Genomic DNA, 20,045 nt, shown 5'->3' with positions numbered 1-20,045 from the left:
GTGTTGGGAACTCATAAGAAGTAGAGAAGCCCATAATGAATCATAACTACCTCATTCTTACGTTTCAAATCGCAAACGAAAGTGACGAATTTGTCACTTACTAGTCACTTGAGAGTCATTTTAGATAGATAGACTAGACTTAACAGTTAAATTGATGGAGGTTTTACAGTGGAAATTTTAAAAATCGAGCATCTATCTAAAATGTATGGAAAAGGGGAAACAGCTGTGAAGGCGTTGGACGATGTTTCTTTTTCCATTAACAAGGGCGAATTTGTGGCAATTATTGGACCATCGGGTTCTGGAAAATCGACTCTTTTGCATCTGCTTGGCGGTGTGGATCGCCCATCAAGTGGGAAGGTTTTTGTTGACAATACCGATATTTATGATTTGAATGAAACGCAATTGGCAATTTTTAGACGAAGGCAGATTGGACTCATTTATCAGTTTTATAATTTAATCCCAGTGCTTACGGTTGAAGAAAATATTACGTTGCCATTATTACTAGACGGTCATAAAGTAGATCCGAAAAAATTGGACGATGTTGTCAAAAGTCTAGGGTTAGAACAACGATTAAACCATTTACCTAATCAGCTTTCTGGTGGACAGCAACAAAGGGTTTCGATTGGGAGAGCTTTAATTTGTAATCCTGCTCTTATGCTGGCGGATGAGCCAACAGGAAACTTAGATAGTAAGAACAGTAGTGAAATCATCGATCTTTTAAAAATGTTTAATAAAACATATAAACAAACGCTCGTTGTGATTACGCATGATGAGCAGATTGCCCTACAGGCGGATCGGGTGATTGCGATTGAAGATGGGAGCATCACCAAAGATGAGGTGGTTCGTCCATGAATATTGTCAACAAACTGACAATCAGACATTTAAAGCAGAATAAACGGCGAACCCTTGTAACTATTTTTGGTGTGATTATTTCAGTTGCCATGCTTACCGCTGTAGCGACGATCGGCGTTTCATTTATGGATTTGTTGAAGCGGCAATCGATAGCTGATGAAGGAAACTGGCATGTTTTTTATTCTGATTTGAATGAAAAACAGCTCGAAGCAGTGCAACAGGATCCGAACACAAAAGACGTTGTTTTATCAAAGGATCGTGGTTATGCTCTTTTGGAAGAAGGTGAGGATCCGTACAAGCCTTATTTATTTATAAAAGAATACAATGAGAAAGGTTTTGAACAATTCCCGATTGAATTAAGTTCCGGGCGTTTCCCGCAAAAGACGAATGAGATTGTGGTGTCGGATGAAATAAATCAGGAAGCTGGCTTGGACTATAAAATTGGGGATATTCTTAAGCTTGATGTAGGAGAGCGATATGCTTTTGATGAAGAAATCAATGATCCAATGGATCAATCATTTTCCTTTATGACTGATGAAAACGGGGGGCCAGCAGAGGAATTCAAAAAGACAGGAACAATGGAATATACTGTGGTGGGTACAATGAAACGTCCTACATGGGAACAACCTTGGTCACCAGGGTACACTGTCCTTTCCTATCTTGATAAAGAGAAAGTAAAGGAAGTCAATGCATTTATCGTATTAAAAAAACTAAAGGGTTCTCTTTTTGATGATACAAAGAAGTTCGCGGAAGCTAATAAAATTGATGATGATCAATATGGATTCAATTATAATCTTCTACAATATTCAGGTGTCATTAAAAACGGAGGCATGCGTACGACGCTTTATTCTTTGTCAGCGATTATTATGGCGATCATTATTGTTGGATCTGTTTCCCTCATTTACAATGCCTTTGCCATTTCTGTATCGGAGCGTTCGAGGCATTTGGGGATGCTGTCAAGTGTTGGAGCCACAAGACAACAGAAGAGAAATTCCGTCTTTTTTGAAGGAGCGGTAATTGGGCTGATCAGTATTCCCTTGGGGATTATCGCTGGGCTTATTGGGATGGGGATTACCTTTATGTTCATCAATAAGATGATTCAAGGTGCTCTTAGCGTCAGTGAGAAACTAGAGGTGACGGTTACGGCCGGTTCCATTCTAGTTGCTGTGCTTGTCTCCATTTTAACGATTTTTATCTCTACTTTTATTCCGGCAAGAAGAGCGTCACGCGTTTCGGCCATCGATGCAATTCGCCAAACAGCGGATGTTAAATTAACGGGAAAAGCAGTTAAAACATCCAAGCTTGTTCGGAAGTTTTTCGGATTTGAAGCGGAAATTGGCTTGAAAAATTTGAAGCGCAATAAACGGAGATACCAAGCGACTGTTTTTTCTCTTGTCATTAGTATAGTTCTATTTTTATCTGTCTCTTATTTTACAGATAATCTGAAGAAGTCTCTTGAACTTTCCCAAGATGGCCTGGATTATGACATATCGATTGACTTAGGCCATGAAGGGGATGAGCAGCTTGTCCAATCGATTATAGCGATGGATGAAGTAACGGAATATAATGTCATAAAGGATGCTGCTAGTAAGAGTGTCACCTCTTGGATAGATAAAGATATGGCAGCAGAGCAGCTGAAGACAGAGGAAGAGTTTAAAGAGCAGTTTAAAGATGGTAAATTTCCATATTATGTTATCCTATATGCTCTAAATGATGAGAGCCTAAAAACTTATGCTGAGCAAGTGGGAGCGAATTATGAACAACTGAAAAATAGCATATCTGCGATTGCGATCGATACGATTCAATATGAGGATGCTGAAGCAGGGAGGTATGTTGAGACAAAAAACATTTACGCAAAGGCTGGGACCAAACTAAGTTTGAATATAGGAGATTGGGAAACAGAGAAAGAAGAAAAATCAGACCAAATTACCATTGCAACATTGACAAATCAACAACCAATGGGAGTATTCTCCGGTGCTGGTGGAATTGATAATCTGGTTTTGATCATCTCAGAATCTACCTTGAATCAGTTGGGCGATGGGGTCCTAGTAGAGGGGGGAAATAATGAATCTCTTTACTTAAGAAGTGATGATCCTCTGGACACCCAGAAAAAAATTGAAGAAATCGAAGAGGTACGGCATGCTATCTACAATGTCTATCAAAATAGACAGGGAGAAGAGCAACTAATCATACTTATGTCCGTCTTTACGTATGGTTTTATTACCCTAATCACATTGATTTCCATTGCCAATATTTTAAATACCATTTCGACGAGCATCTCACTGAGAAAACGTGAATTTGCGATGCTGAAATCAATGGGAATGACGCCAAAAGGTTTTAATAAAATGATTAATTATGAAAGTATCTTTTACGGAATCAAAGCATTGTTATATGGACTTCCGATTAGTATTGCGATTATGTATCTCATGTATCGGGCATTGATGAATAGTTTTGATTATGTCTTTACGCTTCCATGGTTAAGTCTGTTATATGTAGTAGTAGCTGTTTTCCTCATTGTAGGTATTGCGATGTTATATTCTAGTGCCAAAGTGAAAAAGGAAAATATTATTGATGCGTTAAAGCAGGAAAATATTTAATGGAAGGAGCTCTCTGTCTAAACGACAGGGGGCTTTTTCAAATGGGAATGAAACTAATGCTAGCATTAGCACGTAATAAGTACTGGTGGTGATAAAATGAGTCATATCGTTAAAAAGTGGACAGAGAGAATAAGTAATGCTTGGGCATTACAAGATTTTCAATTAAAAAGTGCAACCATTCGAAGAGAGGTTTCACCTATTCAAACAACAGAATACCGAATTGGAATAGAATGGTTTCCTCCAGGAACAGCGATGATCGATGATCTGAATCCACCGGGGACCGTGTATGCTGAGGTAAATTTGACTTTGGATTTACTTACAAGCTTTATTGTTGTACAAAATGCGGATCTTCGAAAAAAACCTTTACCTCTATCTAGCACTAAACAAAAAGATGTTGTAGCTTGGATACAGGAAAATACAGGACTACAACAAAAGGTAGATTATGAATTAGAACGAGAAGAACAAGGGGAAAATGGCTTTGAGTATTTCTTTACTTCAAGATTAGCTGGAAGGAAAATTTCTCCGGGAGGTTATCTGGAAGTTAAGGTAAACGGTGAAGGCGTGATCGTTTTCTTTACATTGTCTGGATTCTTTTCGAAGTTTTATCCAAAAATCCAGGTCGAGGCAGCAAGTGAAAAAGAACCAAGAAATATTGAAGAATGGAAAAATCAACAGGTCATTCTGTTTGGCACTTTAAAGGAAAATGGTTACCAGCTCCTTTATGGAGTGGAGGAAGCCTTTCTGGATGATGAGGAAGAAAGATTCGTACTTGAATGGTCGAATGAAAAAACGATACAAAAAATACCTAGATCAGAACATCAGCTTGGTAAACTTTGGGAATGTTTTAGAAAGTCGCATATTATTTCGGAGGATGAGATGGATGTTTCTGTTCCACATCCCGATGCCATCCCGATTTCACAAGATGAGAGAGAAGCATGTTTCCAGGTTATAACCGATTACATGAGGATGCACCGACCAAATGAAAGTGGGAAGTGGGTGGTAGAAAGGCTTGAACGTCAGCATGGAATGATAGAAGCAAGCGTTAGCCCTATATCGACTCTTGATCGGATCATGGACAAATTCAAATTCGTTTACGATTCAAAAGATAAAGGTATAATCGAGATATTAAATAAACGTGAATTGTTTGAGGAACTGGTAGATTCTTCTATACCGAAGCCGCAGGTGACAAAAGAGGAGGCAACAGCTATCCTCAACCAAGATATCTTCTTTGAACCCTATTATTTATATGACATAAAACACAAGAGGCTAAAGTCAACTTGGATGATTGATTGTCACATGTTTGTGGATGCGCAAACTGGCAAAAAGCTATGGGAATAGCATGACTTTACTTTAGATAAAAGCTTGATTACTGCATAAATTGAAACGGGCTTTAACATATAAAGTGGCAAAGATAAAAGTGTTTTCACAAAAGAAAAAAACGAACTAGTATGATGCATATACTCGCTCCGGAAATATACTTCGCTTTCCGCGGGCGAGTGGCAAGATTCCTCAGGCTTTGCCTTTCGGGATCTTGCCGAACTCTCACTTCCCGCAGGAGTCTACGTATATTTCTTCCGCTAAGATAATACATCGTTTCGTCTTTGGAGCTTAATATTTTAGTTATGTCCCAACCTATTTTATAAAACCTTGTCCCGATCCCAAGGATATGTCCAAAAGCGTTCTGTTAGAAAGTGCTCTGGTAATCCTGTTTTTTCCTGAGCCATTTGCTTTTCTAGATCTGCCAACATCCATACCGTTTGTGAAAGATGAGCTTTTAGTGCCCAAAATTTCCGTTCAGACACGGCACTAATATCGTGTTTGATATCAGGTCCGCCAATTTCAGCTTCATGGTTTTTCGCAAAGGCAACACAGTGAAGCTTTGGACGACTTTCTTTAGGCAGTCTACGAACTGCGCGAACGACTGCACGACCAGTTGCTTCATGATCCGGATGAACCGAATATCCAGGGTAGAAGGAGATTACTAAAGAAGGATTCAATTCCTCAATTAGATTAAAGACAAGATTAGTCAACTCTTCATCTGGGATAAATTCTAATGTTTTATCACGATAGCCCATCATTCGTAAGTCGGTGACACCCATTGCGTCTGCAGAAGCCTGTAGTTCCTTTTTACGGATTTCTGGAAGGGATTCCCTTGTGGCAAAAGGAGGATTCCCTAAATTTCTCCCCATTTCCCCGAGAGTAAGGCAGGCATAAGTAACAGGTGTACCATTTTGTATATGACTGGCCATCGTTCCAGAGACACCAAAGGCCTCATCATCTGGATGCGGGAATACAACTAAAACGTGACGTTCTTTTTCCATATGGAGCAACCCCTTTCTATTAGTGTGTGTTCAAAAAGGAGGATAAAAAGGACCAAGAAGTTCGAGGCGGCGCAGCCTTGAGCAGCGGAATGTATGTTTTTAGATACATGAGCAGCAGAAAGGCAAGCCAACGAAGAATTCCGAAGTGTCATTTTTACCGGACTTTTTGAACATCCTCTATCAAGATTTAAATGGTGTTTTACTAATTTCTAAAGCAACAGCTAGCTTCCCATCATATCCATGGCCTGCAAGCAGTAATCTTCCTTCATTATCTAACTCGAAATGGGTAAGACCTTCTGCATAAATCCAGCCAATCGCTAGCTTTAGACCGATCCGATAGGGCCCATCTCCGACAATTTTGCCATATTCGTAACAAACTTCAGCATTGCGAATATACGCCCCAGCTGAAAAAAATGTTTCGTCATTATGGGAGGCATAGGCTCCGTTGGTTGTTTCTAAATGTATGTAAACTTGTTCTGTCGCAAAAGTATTGATTAATTGTTGGACTTCATCGATACGAATCTTCTCCACAATATAACCTCCTTTCTAAATTATTATTTTACTACTAGGAAAGGAAAATTACGAAAAATAAGTGTTGGCACTTATTCTACCTAGAAAGCTTCTCCTCAATTGGCCAATTATTTTCTCGCGCTTTTTTCGCAATATGAAAGAAAAAAATGAGAACAATCGAGGTTCCGATCAAACTACCTATCCAAGAAGTTGTCACCGGCAAATGGAAACCAATTTTTGCCTGCAAAATATAAGTGAAAACCATGATAAGCATAAACGTTCCAGGGATGAGTGAGATCCAGTAATTTTTTCGCGCAATATATAAATACATTGCACCAATGAATAAAGTGATCACAGCAGTCGATTGATTTGCCCAGCTAAAATATCTCCACAACAGGTTGAAATCGACTTTGGTTAGCAGAAAGGCAATAGTAAATAAAGGAAAGGCAACCCATAAGCGGCTAGAAAATTTTCTTTGCGCTAAACCTAAATATTCGGCAATAATCATACGAGCGCTACGAAAAGCTGTGTCCCCAGATGTAATGGGAAGGATAACCACTCCAAGTACAGCGAGTGTCCCACCTATTGCGCCAAGCAGAGAGGTCGAAACTTTATTGACAACCGCTCCTGGTCCACCTGTTGCTAAAAGGTCATTCAATTCACCAGGATCAAATAAGCTCATCGCTGCGGCTGCCCAAATCATCGCAATCACTCCTTCGGCAATCATCATCCCATAAAATATTTTCCTGCCTTGGCTTTCTTTTTGTATAGTACGGGAAATAATCGGGGTTTGCGTAGCATGGAATCCTGATAAGGCTCCACATGTAATAGTAAAAAATAAAAGTGGAAAGATCGGTGTCTGTTTAGGGTGAAGGTTTGTCAAGGACAACTCCGGAATCGGAGCTCTAGTGATGATAAGTCCAACGCCGACACCAATTGCACTTAGGATTAGCAGCGCACCGAAAAATGGATACAATCGTCCGATGATTTGATCGATCGGTAAAAGGGCAGCAAGGATATAATAACTAAAAATAATAAAAACAATCATTCCCAATGCAATCTTTCCATCCATTAAAACATGCAGTAGACTAGCAGGTGTGATAACAAAAACAGTCCCTACCAATAAAAGCAGCAGAACAGCTAACACATGAACAAGATATTTCATTGTTTGTCCTAAAAATTTGCTCGCTAATGCGGGCAAATGAGCGCCGCGATTGCGAATAGAAATCATCCCTATTAAATAATCATGAACCGCCCCGGCAAAAATAGATCCAATCACAATCCAAACAAAGGCAACAGGCCCGTATAAAGCTCCCATAATCGGACCGAAAATGGGGCCTGTCCCCGCAATATTTAGCAATTGGATTAAAGCATTTTTGGATGAGTTCATTGGCATGTAGTCGACCCCATCATGATTGACAAATGCAGGAGTAGGACGACTATGTTTGATGCCGAATATCTTCTCAACAATCTTTCCATATGTAAAGTACCCTAGAATTAAAAGAATGATTCCTCCTAAAAAGGTCTGCATTTTTACTTCCCCCATTGAATCTTTTGCTTCCAATGTTATTCTAGTAAAAGAAGATTTAGAACAATAGGGGATGATTTGTTGGGAATGAATAAAGCTGATCGTATAAGAGTGTACGATGGAATAGAGGAGTTACAAACAAAAGAGCTAACCAGGAGCCTAAGTAAAGATGAAAGACAAGGATTAGACGATTTATATGAAGAAGTATGGGAAAAGGATCGATTAGACTGTAAGCAAAGTTTACAGGAAAGTTATATCAATCTTTTTGCATTCCCTAATGGAACCTTCGTGGATGAACCTGTTAAATATGGGTTAATGGATCGGCTTTTGCAAAGGGAAAGACCCGAGTTTTATCGAAGTTAGTGAGGAAGAAGATTTGCATGAAGATCGGTGGCAGTTTTCTTTTACATTAGAAGTACGTGAATTAATGGAGCAAGCAGGTCTTGGGAGGGAATAGCCGTAAATGCTGCCAGTGACTGTGGGAAGCAATCTAGAGGATGTGCTTAAAAAAGAGGAAGTTACATGGTTGCAGCAGCTGCCAAAACCATTTTGGTGCCACATGAAAATGGTTGAAACCGCGGAATTGGAAAGATTGGCTGCTGATCACAGTGAAGATATGCTAGATGCAATTAAATGGCTAAAAGAATTATGGAGAGAAGGGTATTAAATCTATGGGGACGCCATTGATTTGTTTTATTTTTCATAGTGCTTTTCTTAAAAAAAGTAAGGATCTGTCCACGTCCTATGGGGCACGGAAGTCAGCACATTCTGCTCAAGCCCTAAAACGCCCAGAAAAGAAGAATTCCCTTTTCTGGGCAAGTTTTTATTTCTCTGTATTTTCTTCAAATGTAAAATGGGCACCATGCATGATAGGTCCAACATATTCATTTAGCTTCCATCCATGTTGGATAGCGGCTGTCACAAAGTTTTTGGCAGAAATGACGGAATCCTTGACTGATTTTCCTTTCGCTAGGTTCGCAGTAATCGCAGCAGCGAAAGTGCAACCAGCCCCATGGTTATAGGTTGTTTCTAGTTTATCTGATTCAAGTAGGGTAAAGTCATGACCGTCATAGAAAAGGTCGATTGCTTTGTCATGTGCTAGCGCTTTTCCACCTTTTACGACAACATTTTTTGCCCCTAGCTCATGAATTTTCACAGCGGCTTCCTTCATCCCATCAATGGTTTTGACAGGACCTGTTTGTGCTAATTGTCCAGCTTCAAATAGGTTTGGCGTTACAATTAAAGCCCGTGGGACAAGAAGCTCACGCATTGCATCCGTATTTTCCGGTTGTAAAACCTCATCCTCGCCCTTACATACCATTACAGGATCAATCACGACATTCTCTAATGCATGTTCATCCAATTTTTGAGCACCTAACTCAATAATTTCAACAGAACCGAGCATCCCTGTTTTCATAGCATCGATCCCAACTGATAGAATTGTGTTTAATTGCTTTTCTACTGTATCAACATCTATTGGAAAGACATCATGGCTCCAGCTATTGTTTGGATCCATTGTGACGATAGATGTTAAAGCATTCATACCGTACACGCCATATTCTTGGAATGTTTTTAAATCAGCCTGGATTCCAGCTCCACCACTTGAATCCGAGCCAGCAAGAGTTAAAACTTTTTTCATGACCATTTCTTTTTCCTCCTAGCTCATAAAGAATGTTTCTTTTTAGGATATACCAATTGATTTGAAAATAAAAGATATTTATTTTTTGGCCCATTTAATTTAGAAAGACGCTGTGTAAAGAGTCACCCAGCTTCTATTGTTCAGCATCAAATGGCTATTGTCGATGCCTGTACTGTATGGGAGTACATTTGTTATATCTTCGGAATAGGCGGCCAAAGTAGTTGATATTGCAAAAGCCAACAGCATCAGATATATCTGTAATCGTTAGACTATGATCGTCAAGCAGTTTCTTGGACTTTTTGATGCGATATTTATTGACGAATTCAGTGAATGTTCCTCCCGTCTGTTTCTTGAATATTCTGCAAAAATGAGATGGACTCATGTTAGTAATAGAGGCTATTTCTTCTAGGGTAATTTTTTCATGGTAATGCTGTTCTACATAATGAATGATTTGATTGAGCAAATTAATATTCCGTTTATCAGCTTTCACACTTCGGCTAGATTTCTCGTTAGATGAATAAAGTCTAGCTAATGCCGTTGTGATGACGAAGATGTATGCTTTTATAGCTATTGCATGACCGACTTTTTGTCCTTTATATTCCTCAACAATGCCTTGTAATGGTTCTAAAAACATCTGATAATTGGCGTCAGCTGGTTTTAATACTGGCGGCGGTAATAAGTGAGTAATCAAGAAATTGTTATTATCACAATAGTCCATAAGCTCAGGATTAATTAATAATTTTCTATTAAATAGAATCGCATAATAATCGGGTGTTTCGCCGATTGCTTCCCCAGCATGGATGAGATTTTCACGAATGAAAAAAATATCGCCCCTAACCGCATGGAATGTCTGCCCATCTATTTGAAATTTTGCTTCTCCTTCTACCATGTAAATTAATTCTATAACTTGTTCGTGCCAATGGGGGTGAAAGAGAGTTAAAGGATTGTCTTTTGGCGGTTGATAAATAAAATATGGGAAGGATTTACTTTTTAATGTCGGAAACTCCTGATACTCAACTTGCTCATCCATGGAAGATCCCCCTAGTACTAGTCAATAAAAAGTGAAAGTATTGTTTAATTCTACTTTTATAAAAAGTCAAAAATCAAAATTGTGCGAAAAACAAGCAAGATAAGATAGAGAAAATCCTACTCTAGGCATGTATCATTAATATATTATTACAAACGCTTTCATCTTACAAGCTTTGGAAAGGAGTGGAAAATAAAGCAAAATATTATCCAAACTCTATCTAATTGGGCTACTAAATTCTTGAGGGGGTATCGTACGATGACTAAGAAGTGGTTTCGATGGATGATTGTAGGACTTCTATTTATTTTCATGACCGCTTGTTCTACGAATACACATAACGAATCGCGGGAGAAAAGGATGGAAACCGATCAACAAGATAACAAAGAAGAAAAATCAGATGAGCCAGTGACGATTAAAATTGCCATCGGTTGGGATGATCAAATTTTTGATTCTAGGTTTAAAGAAATAGAGAAGAAGTTAGGCAATATTAAGATTGAACGGATCCCTTTTGATACAACCTGGGGAAATTTAGAAGAAATCTTTGCATCTGGTGTCGTTCCAGATATTGTTGTGAGTATTCACTATGACACCATTAAACAATTACTAGATGATGATTTAATTTATCCACTTGATGATCTTATCGCACAAAGTGATTTTAACCTAGAGGACCTTAATCCAGCTTTAGTTTCCTATGCACGCTCTTATGACCCAGAAGGAAGATTGATAGGGATGCCAGATGGTGTAGGATTTAAAGCTCTCTTTTATAATAAGGATATTTTCGATTTGTTTGGAGTGGAGTATCCTATTGGTGAGATCACTTGGGATGAGGCCATGGAACTTGCGAAACAAATGACTGGAGAAAGAAACGGTCAAAAGTATATGGGACTGGTTTTTGATGAACCGAAAATCCCTATAGAACAGTGGGCAGTTAATCCTATCGATCCTGACACAGATGAAGTGTTATTGACGAAGGAGCCTGCTTTTAAAAAATATTATGAATTAATGGATCGATATTATAGTATTCCTGGCATTATGGATGTTGAAGAAGAAGGGGATTTATTTGCCCAAGGGTTTGCTGCAATGAATGCGGGGTGGCATCAAACATTGCTATATGATTGGGGCGATTTAGAAGGAACAAAGGAACATATTGATATCGCACCCTTGCCTACGTGGCCAGAAAAACCAGGTGTCCATCCTTATTTGACTACAACCCCAATGATGATTATGAAAGATAGTGAACATGTGGAAGAGGCCTTTGCGATTTTGTCAGAATATGTATCAAAAGAAAATCAGCTTAAAATATCCCGTGCGATGGCAAGTGGGACTGTTTTACTGGATGAAGAGATATATAGTCAAACAGGAGCAGAGGTACCTAGCTACAAAGATAAAAATATTGCTGCTTTTTATGAATTGACTCCTGCTGAATTAAAAAGTCAAAGCCAATGGGATCGATTAGTTGATTATAAATTAGATGATTTTGCAAAGTCTGATGATGATGTTGTTACTTTTTTACGGAAATTACAAGAAGAGATCGAAATTAATATTAAAGACGAGAAAGCAAAGCAGGAATAATGAAATATTGAGGGTGGGCTATCCTATAGGGTAGCCTATTTTGCAGAGAAAAATGATAAAACCTTAGAAGGAAAAGGTGAAAACGATCATTTTAGCTGGAGAACAATTCAGAAGAGTGAGGAAAAATGAATGGAATGAAACTTTTATTCCCTTTATTCGTATGCAATAGGAGATAAAAACAGAAATGGGGTCAAGTATCTAGAAAGGAGATGGTAAACGTTGGTTTCTACTTCTATGTTTGTTGCACTTATTGCATCCATGTTATTTGCAATCGGCTTACCGATTGTATTAGTCGTTTTATTTAAAAAGAAATTTGGTATTTCGTTATATGTTCTCTTAATTGGAATGGCGACCTTTTTGGTTTTTGCGTTAATACTAGAGAATATCCCCCATACTTATTTTCTAGTTGGAAATGCGACAACAAAAGAATGGTTAGAGAATCCTTGGCTGTATATGCTGTATGGTGGCCTAATGGCGGGTCTTTTTGAGGAAACGGGACGTTTGATTATGATGAAATATGTCCTGAAAAAATACCGTGACTGGAAAGATGGTCTTTCCTTCGGATTAGGGCATGGTGGCTTTGAAGCAGCTGTGTTGGTGGGGATATCGAGTATTAGCACTCTTGTTATGGCGATTATGATTAATAATGGCTCTTTTGATTCTCTTGCTTCGATGGAGCCATCGCTGCAAATGGCGAAGGATCAGCTAACAGGAAGTTCAGCTCTTGTATGGCTAGGCGGAATTGAAAGAGTTAGCGCGCTTGCGATTCAACTTGGATTATCGATCTTGGTGATGTATGGTGTGAAAAATAGGAAGATTATCTTCTATTTTCTCGCGATTCTTATCCATGCGATCATTGACTTTCCTGCAGCGCTTTATCAAACAGGAACAATTGAAAATATCCTCTTTGTGGAGATCGTTTATGCCCTTGTTGCCGTAATCGCGATTGTTTGGATTGTGAAATCAAGGAGATTGTATAAAGAGGCCGTACCAAAAGTATAGCTTAATTATGACTATTATGTTTTTCAAAATTAAAAGCCCAAGAATGCTGTTAAATCAGCAATCTTGGGCTTTAATGTTTTTATTTTCGAGTTTAATGATCACAGCCCTATTTGCCTAGTGTTGCTGAGCCACAATCACAACTTGTCCTTTATCTAGAATGCTTTCATACTTCTCGGCTTCCTGATGTGTCAGACCGACTGATTCGAATTTTGCTCGAAGCTCGTCTCCTTTTTTTCGAAAGACGTTTTTTACAGAATCCACAACACCTTCTTCTTGAAGGCCGACTGTTTCTACTTTAGTAGCATCCGCTAGATCTTCTGTTCGATCATCATCATGGGTAAATAAATAGATATCATCGTGAGAAAAACCTTGGGCTGTTAACTGAGTAATAATATTATTAGCTTCTACACCATTTTCACAAACTTCAATTCTATTCATTAACAATCATCCTCCTTAGAAATATGATCTGCACATTATGTATATTTCCGATTTTGAGTATTTCAAACATCTATTTGTTTTTCATTCTCATAGAAGGGGATTTTTTCAAAACTTGCGGATAAAATTTTTGCTTTTTCAATCGATAAACCCTAAGCTAGATGGATAAGAGGTGATTATAATGGGCGTTTCCTATGAAGTTTTATTAGCTAAAATGCAAGAGGAGATAAATAAGGCAAAACATGCGAGTGAGATGTCTACTAGAAAAGCTCATCTGTATACAGTGAAAACATTAGCGGAGCTTGGAATAGGGGGAGAGGAACTCAATCAGCATGCGGAAAAAAAGGAGAAGGTTTCTGAATTCACGCCAACTTTTACACAGCAAACCCAATCAAAGCCAATATCCATTCCGCAATCAGAGCCCATTAAAACAGAAGATGGAGCTAATGGGGATTCTATATTTGATTTTTAAAACAAACTTTTATAAAAGCGCCCGGTGGCAGATGCAAATTGCGACGTCCTGTCGCTTCCTCTGCACTAGTACCTCCTGCACGGCACAACGCTGTTCTGACCAACTACCCGTGGGCCTAATGGCTAATAGAAAGCGGTTATCTGCTAATAGAATGTAAATAATGGCTAATAGGATCCTGCAACGGCTAATAGAAAGCTTTTAACGGCTAATAGAATATAGTAGAAGTGTTTGTTCAGGTGGATTATTTTCCATATATAAAGATCTGTTAGATATGAATGAATTTTTAAAAAGGAAGGTTGGACATAATGAAAATTTTTATTATCTTAGGTGCTTTGAATGCCTTTTTAGCCGTTGCGTTAGGAGCTTTTGGCGCCCATGGTTTAGAGGGGAAGTTAGAGCCGAAATACTTAGAAGTTTGGAAAACAGGAGTTCAATATGAAATGTTTCATGCAATCGGCTTGCTCGCAATTGGGATCCTTGCTGGAAAATATCCGGCATCCTCTCTTTTGTCATGGTCTGGTTGGATGATGCTAATCGGAATTATCTTATTCTCAGGGAGTTTATATGTATTAAGTACATCGGGTATCAAGGTATTAGGGGCGATTACGCCTTTGGGGGGAATTGCCTTTCTCGTATCATGGGTTTTATTGGTTATTTTTGCGGTGAAACATCTATAGTTCTAAAAACATAAAAATGCACTGGGAAACAAAACTTGTTTCTCAGTGCATTTTTAACCAAGTGATTAGTGCTCCACCAAAGTCCTGCTGCCCTAACGCGGTGGTGCAGAGGCAAGGGGACCAGAACCAAAGGGATATTCATATTCGACGGGTTCATTAAATGTTACATAATCTACATAGACCATCGGAATTAAATACCTTTTTCCGGTTTCTGGATCACTTAGAATGACATGATCCCTTCCGGCAGCCTCAATAATACCTGTAAAAACTTTGGCGTTCCATTCCCGATTGTTTTCAAAGGTTGTGTAAACATCGACGAGTTTCCCTTTGTTTAGCCTCAATATATTCTCAATATAGGACTCTTCAATCGGGAGCATTCCTGGAACATTGTTACCAGCTTTTGCACCTGCATTCGGATTCGGCATTTGCATCGGCTGAGGTTGATAGAAATTTGGATTTTGTCCCTGTTGTGGACCATTCGGATTTGGCATTTGCTGCATGGGATACATAGGATAATAGCCGCCGGAATTCGCTTGGTATGGATTCGAATTTGCCAAGAGTCTCACTCCTTATAAATAGGTTCTCCATGAAATTTGTTGCTCTTTCATTTGTATGTATCCCTAAGCAGAGATATGCCTGTTAATTAAATGCCTGGTACGCCCCAGATTTTGTCGAATAAAAAATCCCTAACCTTGAAGATAAGGATAGGGATTGGAGCACAGTGTGGTTACTGTGTTTTTATTTGTTTAAATATGTTTATACATGCAAGAAGTGAGATAGGTCTTGGTCTTCTAGCAGGTTTCCGACAAAGAAGGCACCAAACTCTCCATAACGAGCACTCGCTTCATCAAAGCGCATTTCATAAACAATCTTTTTAAATTGGAGAGCATCATCGGAAAATAGAGTCACACCCCATTCAAAATCATCGAAACCAGCTGAGCCACAAATAAGCTGCTTGATTTTTCCAGCATATTTCCGACCGATTAAACCATGACTCCTCATAAGTTCTCTTCTTTCCTCCATTGGAAGCATGTACCAGTTATCATTTCCCTCCCGGCGTTTATCCATTGGATAGAAGCAAACATGCTGTGTTTTAGGTAATATTGGATAGAGTCGGCTACGGACATAAGGGTTTTGATAAGGATCTTCATCGGAATCGCCAGCGAGGTAATTACTTAACTCCACAACAGAGAGATATGAATAAGTAGGTAGGGTAAATTCTGTGATTGTTAATTTATTAAACTCATTCTCAATCTCATTTAATTCTCCTAATGTGGGTCTTAATACCATAAACATAAAGTCAGCTTTGTGGCCTAAAATTGTATAAAGCGCATGGCTGCCTTCTTTATGCTCCTGTACTTCATTTAATTTATCCAAAAATTGCTGGAATTCTTGGATAGCAGCTTGGCGTTCATCATTTGAAAGTAACTTCCATGAAGCCCAATCTATTTTTCTAAAGTCTTGAAGTGTATACCAACCATCTAATGTGACTACTGCTTCACTCATTTTATCCACTCCTATATGTAAAATATCTTATTAGAGGATGTTCAAAAAGTCCGGTAAAAATAACACTTCGGGATAAATGATCTTCGACTAAGCACCGACACGTCCTGTGTCGAACGTCGAAGTCACCACACACGCGCAAGTTCGTTGGCTTGCCTCTCCGCTGCTCAAGGCTATGCCGCCTCGAACTTTCGACGCACAGGATGTGCTAGTGTCGGCGTTGCTGACAGGACGTCAGTGTAGTCGCCGACTTGGTCCTTTTTATCCTCCTTTTTGAACACGCACTATTAATACTTAACCAAACTATATCATAGTTTTTCCAACTATTCAGTTTCCAATCAAAAATGTAGAAAAAACGACAAGAATATAAATATCATTATGTGTTACTGGGTAAAAAGGTATATGCTTAGGTGGAGACCAACAGGAAGTTAGTTGGTTACAAAGGCGTCGCCACGTACTAATGCTAGCGAAGCGATAGGATGTTGCGACTTTAACCTTTGATTCTTATTATGAAGATAGGAGGCTTTTATGATGGCTCAATCAAATCATGGTTTATTTGAAGAATTGAAAAGAAAAGTACAAGGATGGGATAGAAAAATTGTGTTCCCCGAGGCATTGGATCCACGGGTATTAGCTGCGGCGGGACGTCTCGCTTCAGAAGAAATTCTTACTCCTGTTTTAATAGGTGATATAAATGATATTCAAGATAAAGCAAAGGAACAAAAGATTTCCTTAGATCTAATGGAAATCTATGATCCACAAAATTATATTGAAATAGATAAAATGGTCGCTGCATTTGTGGAACGGAGGAAAGGAAAAGCAACAGAGGAAGATGCTAAGAAATTATTGCAAAATGAAAATTACTTTGGCACGATGCTGGTTTACATGGGAAAGGCAGACGGTTTGGTAAGTGGTGCAGCCCATTCTACAGCAGATACAGTTAGACCAGCTTTACAAATTATTAAAATGAAGCCTGGCCTAAGCAAAACGTCGGGTGTTTTTGTGATGGTAAAGGGTGAGGAAAAATACGTATTTGCTGACTGTGCCATCAACATTGCCCCAAACTCACAAGACTTAGCAGAAATTGCTGTAGAAAGTGCCAAGACGGCTAAAATGTTTGATGTTGATCCGCGTGTTGCTTTGCTTAGTTTTTCAACAAAAGGATCAGCTGTATCTGATGAAACGAAAAAGGTAGAGGAAGCCTTACAGTTGGCAAAAGAAATGGATCCAACACTTGTGATTGATGGGGAAATTCAATTTGATGCAGCTATCGTTCCTTCTGTAGCAAGTAAAAAGGCTCCTAATTCTCCTCTGCAAGGAGATGCGACCGTATTTGTTTTTCCAAGTCTAGAAGCTGGAAACATTGGCTATAAAATAGCTCAACGATTAGGTGGTTTTGAGGCAGTTGGACCAATTTTGCAAGGATTGAATTCACCAGTTAATGACCTCTCTCGCGGGTGTAGTGAAGAGGATGTTTATCATTTGGCTGTTGTGACAGCGATCCAATCAATGGAGAAAAACTAATAAAAGATGTTCAAAAAGTCGGTAAAAATGACACTGCGAGATAAAGGATTTCGACTAAGTACCGACACTTCCTGTGTTGAACGTTGAAGTCACCACGCATGCGCAAGCTCGTTGGTTTGTTTCTGCGCTGTTCGGAAAAGAAACACTTTTCCATCGTGCGGTGCGGATTGTGGGAAGTTTACCTTATGCTCATGTATCAGGATAAGGTTCTTCTACTAAAATCGCACGTCCTGTGGGCAACGTAGAAGTCAGCACACACGCACAAGTCCGCTCGAACTTATCGACGTACAGGTGTACTAGTATCGGTGTTGCTGACAGGACGTCAGCGCTTTTAGCCGACTTGGTCCTTTTTATCCTCTTTTTTGAACACGTATTAATAGGAGAAAAAGAATGTCAGAATTATTAAGGCAAAAGGAATGGCGCTTGATCGATCAATCAGGATATAATCCTTATTTTCATGCCATTCAATCGTTTGCGATGGATGATACTTTATGTAGGTCAGTGGGGAGCGGGGAATCCCCACCTACCCTACGTGCATGGGTGCATCCGTCCACATTAGTGTTAGGAATCCAGGATACAAAACTTCCTAATTTGCATGCAGGTCTTCGCTTTTTGCAAGAACAGAATTACACAGGGATTGTCCGTAATTCCGGTGGACTAGCAGTGGCTCTAGATGAAAATGTGTTAAATCTATCTTTAATTTTTCCGGACACGGAGAAGGGCATCGATATTAATCGCGGTTATGATGCGATGTGGGAGCTTGTCCAGTTAATGTTTGCTGATTTTGATTGTGAGATTGAAGCCAGAGAAATTGTTGGTTCTTACTGTCCCGGAAGCTATGATCTCAGCATTGGAGGAAAAAAGTTCGCGGGCATTTCCCAACGACGAATTCGAAAAGCGGTTGCTGTGCAAATTTATCTTTGTGTAGCGGGAAGTGGAGCAAAACGGGCCACTCTCGTCAAAGAATTTTACGAGCATGCTCAGTATCAGGCTTCTACAAAGTTTGCGTTTCCGAACATTCAAGTATATGTAATGGCTTCTTTAGCTGAATTATTGGGAGTGGAATTTTCCATCCAAGCTGTGATGCAACGTTTTCTTCAAGTGATGAATAACAAATGTGACAAACTATTCACGGGTCAACTTCGAGGGATGGAATTGGATTGGTTCCAAGAATATTATGAGCGGATGGTCAAGCGAAATGAACAGCTGATCATCAAAAAATAGAGCCTTGACAGGGGGAAGTCATGGCTCTATTTTTGCATCTATATGATAAAAACAATTATACGTAATCAGGCCCACAGGATGGGGCAGAGTGGTGTGTTCTTAGCTGTTCAACCTTATTATAAAAGTTTGTACAGCGCTGAACAGGCACTTCCGCTTTTCTCTGTCCAGCTGCAGGCGGTAGGGGATCGGGGTCAAATAACCCTGAACCTAACAAGGGGAAATTCACCCCTTTTCAGGTTCAGGAACATTTGCCTGTCGCCCCTAAGCAACCGCCTTCCGCTTTTCTTGTTGTCCAGCTGCAGCGCCTAGCGCTTAGCAAACTTTCAGCTTCTTCCTACGATAAGTCAACATCCATTCGCTTTCCAAGCTCATGGTGTTTCCTTTATCTCGTCAGAACCCTAAAAAGTTTGTACGTCGTTAAACGGGCGCTTGCGCTTTTGTTCTTACTCGGCCATTTTTTCTAGGTTGCCGTTTCGGTCCATTTTAAAGGATGTCGGGGGAGCTTCTTCTTCATCAAATAAGACTAATTTTCGAGCGCGATTTAAAATTTTCATTAGGGTCTCATAGTCTTCCTGCATTGTGACGGAGTTGTCCTCCAATTTGGCAACTTGTTTCTGAAGAGTATTATTTTCCGCCTCTACGTCGCGGAGCTGCTTTTTCAATCTCTCATTCTCTCTTTGTAAAATTTCTTGTTGGAAACCAGAATTTTGCAAAGTTTGTAGGTATGAGATGATCTTTTGCATATTCAGATCGCCAGTCGGTTCAACTGGTGCTGGTAAAAGATTTTCTTGAAAGTTAGTAGACTCTGCTCTCATTGACTCACCATTTAAGATTTCGAATGCTTCATCCATTTCCATATCTGCCTCATCGAGAAGCGTCATAGGTGGCTGGTAAAGCAGTTTCTTTTTGCCGCTTTGCTCTTTCCCCATAACACGATGACGTTGCTTGCGCTGTTTTTTAGCTAAATCCAATGCTTTTTCATATTGGTGACGAACAACAGCATTCCACCTGAATCCACATGCAGCAGAGGTGCGATTTAATTTATCCCCCACTTCTTCAAAAGCATTTAACTGTGTACTTCCTTCGCGAACATGTCTTAACACCGTTTCCGCTAGCAATAAATCATTCTCTTCTGTCCAAGCGTCTTGTCTTGTTTTCATTC

The 20,045-nt window shown here is 39.4% G+C and carries 20 protein-coding genes; 11 read left to right on the top strand and 9 right to left on the bottom strand.

The window, feature by feature from the left end; translation table 11 throughout:
- Positions 1-168 precede the first annotated feature (168 nt).
- The 3 genes from IPU53_RS00985 to IPU53_RS00975 all read left to right on the top strand — a co-directional run bounded on the left by IPU53_RS00985 (position 169) and on the right by IPU53_RS00975 (position 4,787).
- Positions 169-852, top strand: coding sequence for an ABC transporter ATP-binding protein (locus IPU53_RS00985; protein WP_207446494.1), 684 nt, complete (start codon positions 169-171; stop codon positions 850-852).
- Positions 849-3,449, top strand: a complete 2,601-nt coding sequence (locus IPU53_RS00980; protein WP_207446493.1) for an ABC transporter permease — start codon at positions 849-851, stop codon at positions 3,447-3,449. Before IPU53_RS00985 ends, IPU53_RS00980 begins: the two co-directional genes overlap by 4 nt.
- A 96-nt stretch (positions 3,450-3,545) precedes the next feature.
- Positions 3,546-4,787: a hypothetical protein gene (locus tag IPU53_RS00975; protein WP_207446492.1), complete on the top strand. Its 1,242-nt coding sequence runs from the start codon at positions 3,546-3,548 to the stop codon at positions 4,785-4,787.
- A gap of 299 nt (positions 4,788-5,086) precedes the next feature.
- Here the strand turns inward: IPU53_RS00975 and bshB2 are convergent, their stop codons facing one another.
- The 3 genes from bshB2 to IPU53_RS00960 form a co-directional block, all read right to left on the bottom strand.
- On the bottom strand, positions 5,087-5,770 hold the full coding sequence (gene bshB2 / locus IPU53_RS00970; protein WP_207446491.1) for a bacillithiol biosynthesis deacetylase BshB2: 684 nt from the start codon (positions 5,768-5,770) through the stop codon (positions 5,087-5,089).
- Positions 5,771-5,950: 180 nt separating this feature from the next.
- Positions 5,951-6,301, bottom strand: coding sequence for a YojF family protein (locus IPU53_RS00965; protein ID WP_207446489.1), 351 nt, complete (start codon positions 6,299-6,301; stop codon positions 5,951-5,953).
- Between the two features lie 76 nt (positions 6,302-6,377).
- Positions 6,378-7,811, bottom strand: a complete 1,434-nt coding sequence (locus tag IPU53_RS00960) for a carbon starvation CstA family protein (protein ID WP_207446487.1) — start codon at positions 7,809-7,811, stop codon at positions 6,378-6,380.
- A gap of 78 nt (positions 7,812-7,889) precedes the next feature.
- Between IPU53_RS00960 and IPU53_RS00955 the strand changes: the two genes are divergently transcribed.
- Together IPU53_RS00955 and IPU53_RS00950 are read left to right on the top strand one after the other, a co-directional pair.
- Positions 7,890-8,171 carry a hypothetical protein gene (locus IPU53_RS00955; protein WP_207446485.1) on the top strand — a complete coding sequence of 94 codons (282 nt, stop codon included), beginning with the start codon at positions 7,890-7,892 and terminating at the stop codon, positions 8,169-8,171.
- A gap of 100 nt (positions 8,172-8,271) precedes the next feature.
- Positions 8,272-8,475, top strand: a complete 204-nt coding sequence (locus IPU53_RS00950) for a hypothetical protein (RefSeq protein ID WP_207446483.1) — start codon at positions 8,272-8,274, stop codon at positions 8,473-8,475.
- Positions 8,476-8,631: 156 nt separating this feature from the next.
- Here IPU53_RS00950 and pdxK read toward each other — a convergent pair whose 3' ends face one another.
- Together pdxK and IPU53_RS00940 are read right to left on the bottom strand one after the other, a co-directional pair.
- The gene (gene pdxK, locus IPU53_RS00945) at positions 8,632-9,453 is read right to left on the bottom strand and encodes a pyridoxine/pyridoxal/pyridoxamine kinase (RefSeq protein WP_207446481.1); all 822 of its coding nucleotides are present in this window, start codon (positions 9,451-9,453) and stop codon (positions 8,632-8,634) included.
- Positions 9,454-9,601: 148 nt separating this feature from the next.
- The gene (locus IPU53_RS00940; RefSeq protein ID WP_207446473.1) at positions 9,602-10,477 is read right to left on the bottom strand and encodes an AraC family transcriptional regulator; all 876 of its coding nucleotides are present in this window, start codon (positions 10,475-10,477) and stop codon (positions 9,602-9,604) included.
- Between the two features lie 255 nt (positions 10,478-10,732).
- On the opposite strand from IPU53_RS00940, the gene IPU53_RS00935 reads away from it, so the two are divergent.
- Positions 10,733-12,046, top strand: coding sequence for an ABC transporter substrate-binding protein (locus IPU53_RS00935; protein ID WP_207446472.1), 1,314 nt, complete (start codon positions 10,733-10,735; stop codon positions 12,044-12,046).
- Positions 12,047-12,265: 219 nt separating this feature from the next.
- Entirely contained in the window at positions 12,266-13,048 is a 783-nt protein-coding gene (locus IPU53_RS00930) for a YhfC family intramembrane metalloprotease (RefSeq protein WP_242697978.1), read from the top strand.
- 114 nt (positions 13,049-13,162) lie between these two features.
- Here the strand turns inward: IPU53_RS00930 and IPU53_RS00925 are convergent, their stop codons facing one another.
- Positions 13,163-13,486, bottom strand: a complete 324-nt coding sequence (locus tag IPU53_RS00925; protein WP_207446468.1) for a general stress protein — start codon at positions 13,484-13,486, stop codon at positions 13,163-13,165.
- Positions 13,487-13,664: 178 nt separating this feature from the next.
- Here IPU53_RS00925 and IPU53_RS00920 point away from each other — a divergent pair, with 178 nt between their 5' ends.
- Together IPU53_RS00920 and IPU53_RS00915 are read left to right on the top strand one after the other, a co-directional pair.
- On the top strand, positions 13,665-13,955 hold the full coding sequence (locus IPU53_RS00920; RefSeq protein ID WP_207446460.1) for a YwdI family protein: 291 nt from the start codon (positions 13,665-13,667) through the stop codon (positions 13,953-13,955).
- 305 nt (positions 13,956-14,260) lie between these two features.
- Positions 14,261-14,632: a DUF423 domain-containing protein gene (locus tag IPU53_RS00915; protein ID WP_207446458.1), complete on the top strand. Its 372-nt coding sequence runs from the start codon at positions 14,261-14,263 to the stop codon at positions 14,630-14,632.
- A gap of 92 nt (positions 14,633-14,724) precedes the next feature.
- Here IPU53_RS00915 and gerQ read toward each other — a convergent pair whose 3' ends face one another.
- Positions 14,725-15,189 carry a spore coat protein GerQ gene (gerQ, locus tag IPU53_RS00910; protein WP_396019874.1) on the bottom strand — a complete coding sequence of 155 codons (465 nt, stop codon included), beginning with the start codon at positions 15,187-15,189 and terminating at the stop codon, positions 14,725-14,727.
- 199 nt (positions 15,190-15,388) lie between these two features.
- Positions 15,389-16,138 (bottom strand): hydrogen peroxide-dependent heme synthase, encoded by a 750-nt coding sequence (hemQ, locus tag IPU53_RS00905; protein ID WP_207446456.1) that lies wholly within the window; start codon positions 16,136-16,138, stop codon positions 15,389-15,391.
- Between the two features lie 525 nt (positions 16,139-16,663).
- On the opposite strand from hemQ, the gene pta reads away from it, so the two are divergent.
- Entirely contained in the window at positions 16,664-17,659 is a 996-nt protein-coding gene (pta, locus tag IPU53_RS00900) for a phosphate acetyltransferase (protein ID WP_242697977.1), read from the top strand.
- A gap of 390 nt (positions 17,660-18,049) precedes the next feature.
- Entirely contained in the window at positions 18,050-18,883 is an 834-nt protein-coding gene (locus IPU53_RS00895) for a lipoate--protein ligase family protein (protein ID WP_207446454.1), read from the top strand.
- Between the two features lie 443 nt (positions 18,884-19,326).
- Here the strand turns inward: IPU53_RS00895 and IPU53_RS00890 are convergent, their stop codons facing one another.
- Positions 19,327-20,043, bottom strand: coding sequence for an RsfA family transcriptional regulator (locus tag IPU53_RS00890; RefSeq protein WP_207446452.1), 717 nt, complete (start codon positions 20,041-20,043; stop codon positions 19,327-19,329).
- Between the last annotated feature and the right edge of the window lie 2 nt (positions 20,044-20,045).

Origin of the sequence: Bacillus sp. SD088 (genome assembly GCF_017355205.1) — a bacterium.
Classification (GTDB): domain Bacteria; phylum Bacillota; class Bacilli; order Bacillales; family Bacillaceae_C; genus Lederbergia.
Note: the sequence above shows the minus strand (reverse complement) of the source record. Positions and strands in the feature narration are given on the sequence as shown.

Coding starts and splice junctions, on each gene's coding strand:
- IPU53_RS00980 (WP_207446493.1), top strand. CDS start 849: ATGAATATTGTCAACAAACTGACAATCAGACATTTAAAGCAGAATAAA.
- IPU53_RS00975 (WP_207446492.1), top strand. CDS start 3,546: ATGAGTCATATCGTTAAAAAGTGGACAGAGAGAATAAGTAATGCTTGG.
- bshB2 (WP_207446491.1), bottom strand. CDS start 5,770: ATGGAAAAAGAACGTCACGTTTTAGTTGTATTCCCGCATCCAGATGAT.
- IPU53_RS00960 (WP_207446487.1), bottom strand. CDS start 7,811: ATGCAGACCTTTTTAGGAGGAATCATTCTTTTAATTCTAGGGTACTTT.
- IPU53_RS00950 (WP_207446483.1), top strand. CDS start 8,272: ATGCTGCCAGTGACTGTGGGAAGCAATCTAGAGGATGTGCTTAAAAAA.
- pdxK (WP_207446481.1), bottom strand. CDS start 9,453: ATGGTCATGAAAAAAGTTTTAACTCTTGCTGGCTCGGATTCAAGTGGT.
- IPU53_RS00940 (WP_207446473.1), bottom strand. CDS start 10,477: ATGGATGAGCAAGTTGAGTATCAGGAGTTTCCGACATTAAAAAGTAAA.
- IPU53_RS00935 (WP_207446472.1), top strand. CDS start 10,733: ATGACTAAGAAGTGGTTTCGATGGATGATTGTAGGACTTCTATTTATT.
- IPU53_RS00925 (WP_207446468.1), bottom strand. CDS start 13,486: ATGAATAGAATTGAAGTTTGTGAAAATGGTGTAGAAGCTAATAATATT.
- IPU53_RS00920 (WP_207446460.1), top strand. CDS start 13,665: ATGGGCGTTTCCTATGAAGTTTTATTAGCTAAAATGCAAGAGGAGATA.
- IPU53_RS00915 (WP_207446458.1), top strand. CDS start 14,261: ATGAAAATTTTTATTATCTTAGGTGCTTTGAATGCCTTTTTAGCCGTT.
- hemQ (WP_207446456.1), bottom strand. CDS start 16,138: ATGAGTGAAGCAGTAGTCACATTAGATGGTTGGTATACACTTCAAGAC.
- pta (WP_242697977.1), top strand. CDS start 16,664: ATGATGGCTCAATCAAATCATGGTTTATTTGAAGAATTGAAAAGAAAA.
- IPU53_RS00895 (WP_207446454.1), top strand. CDS start 18,050: ATGTCAGAATTATTAAGGCAAAAGGAATGGCGCTTGATCGATCAATCA.
- IPU53_RS00890 (WP_207446452.1), bottom strand. CDS start 20,043: ATGAAAACAAGACAAGACGCTTGGACAGAAGAGAATGATTTATTGCTA.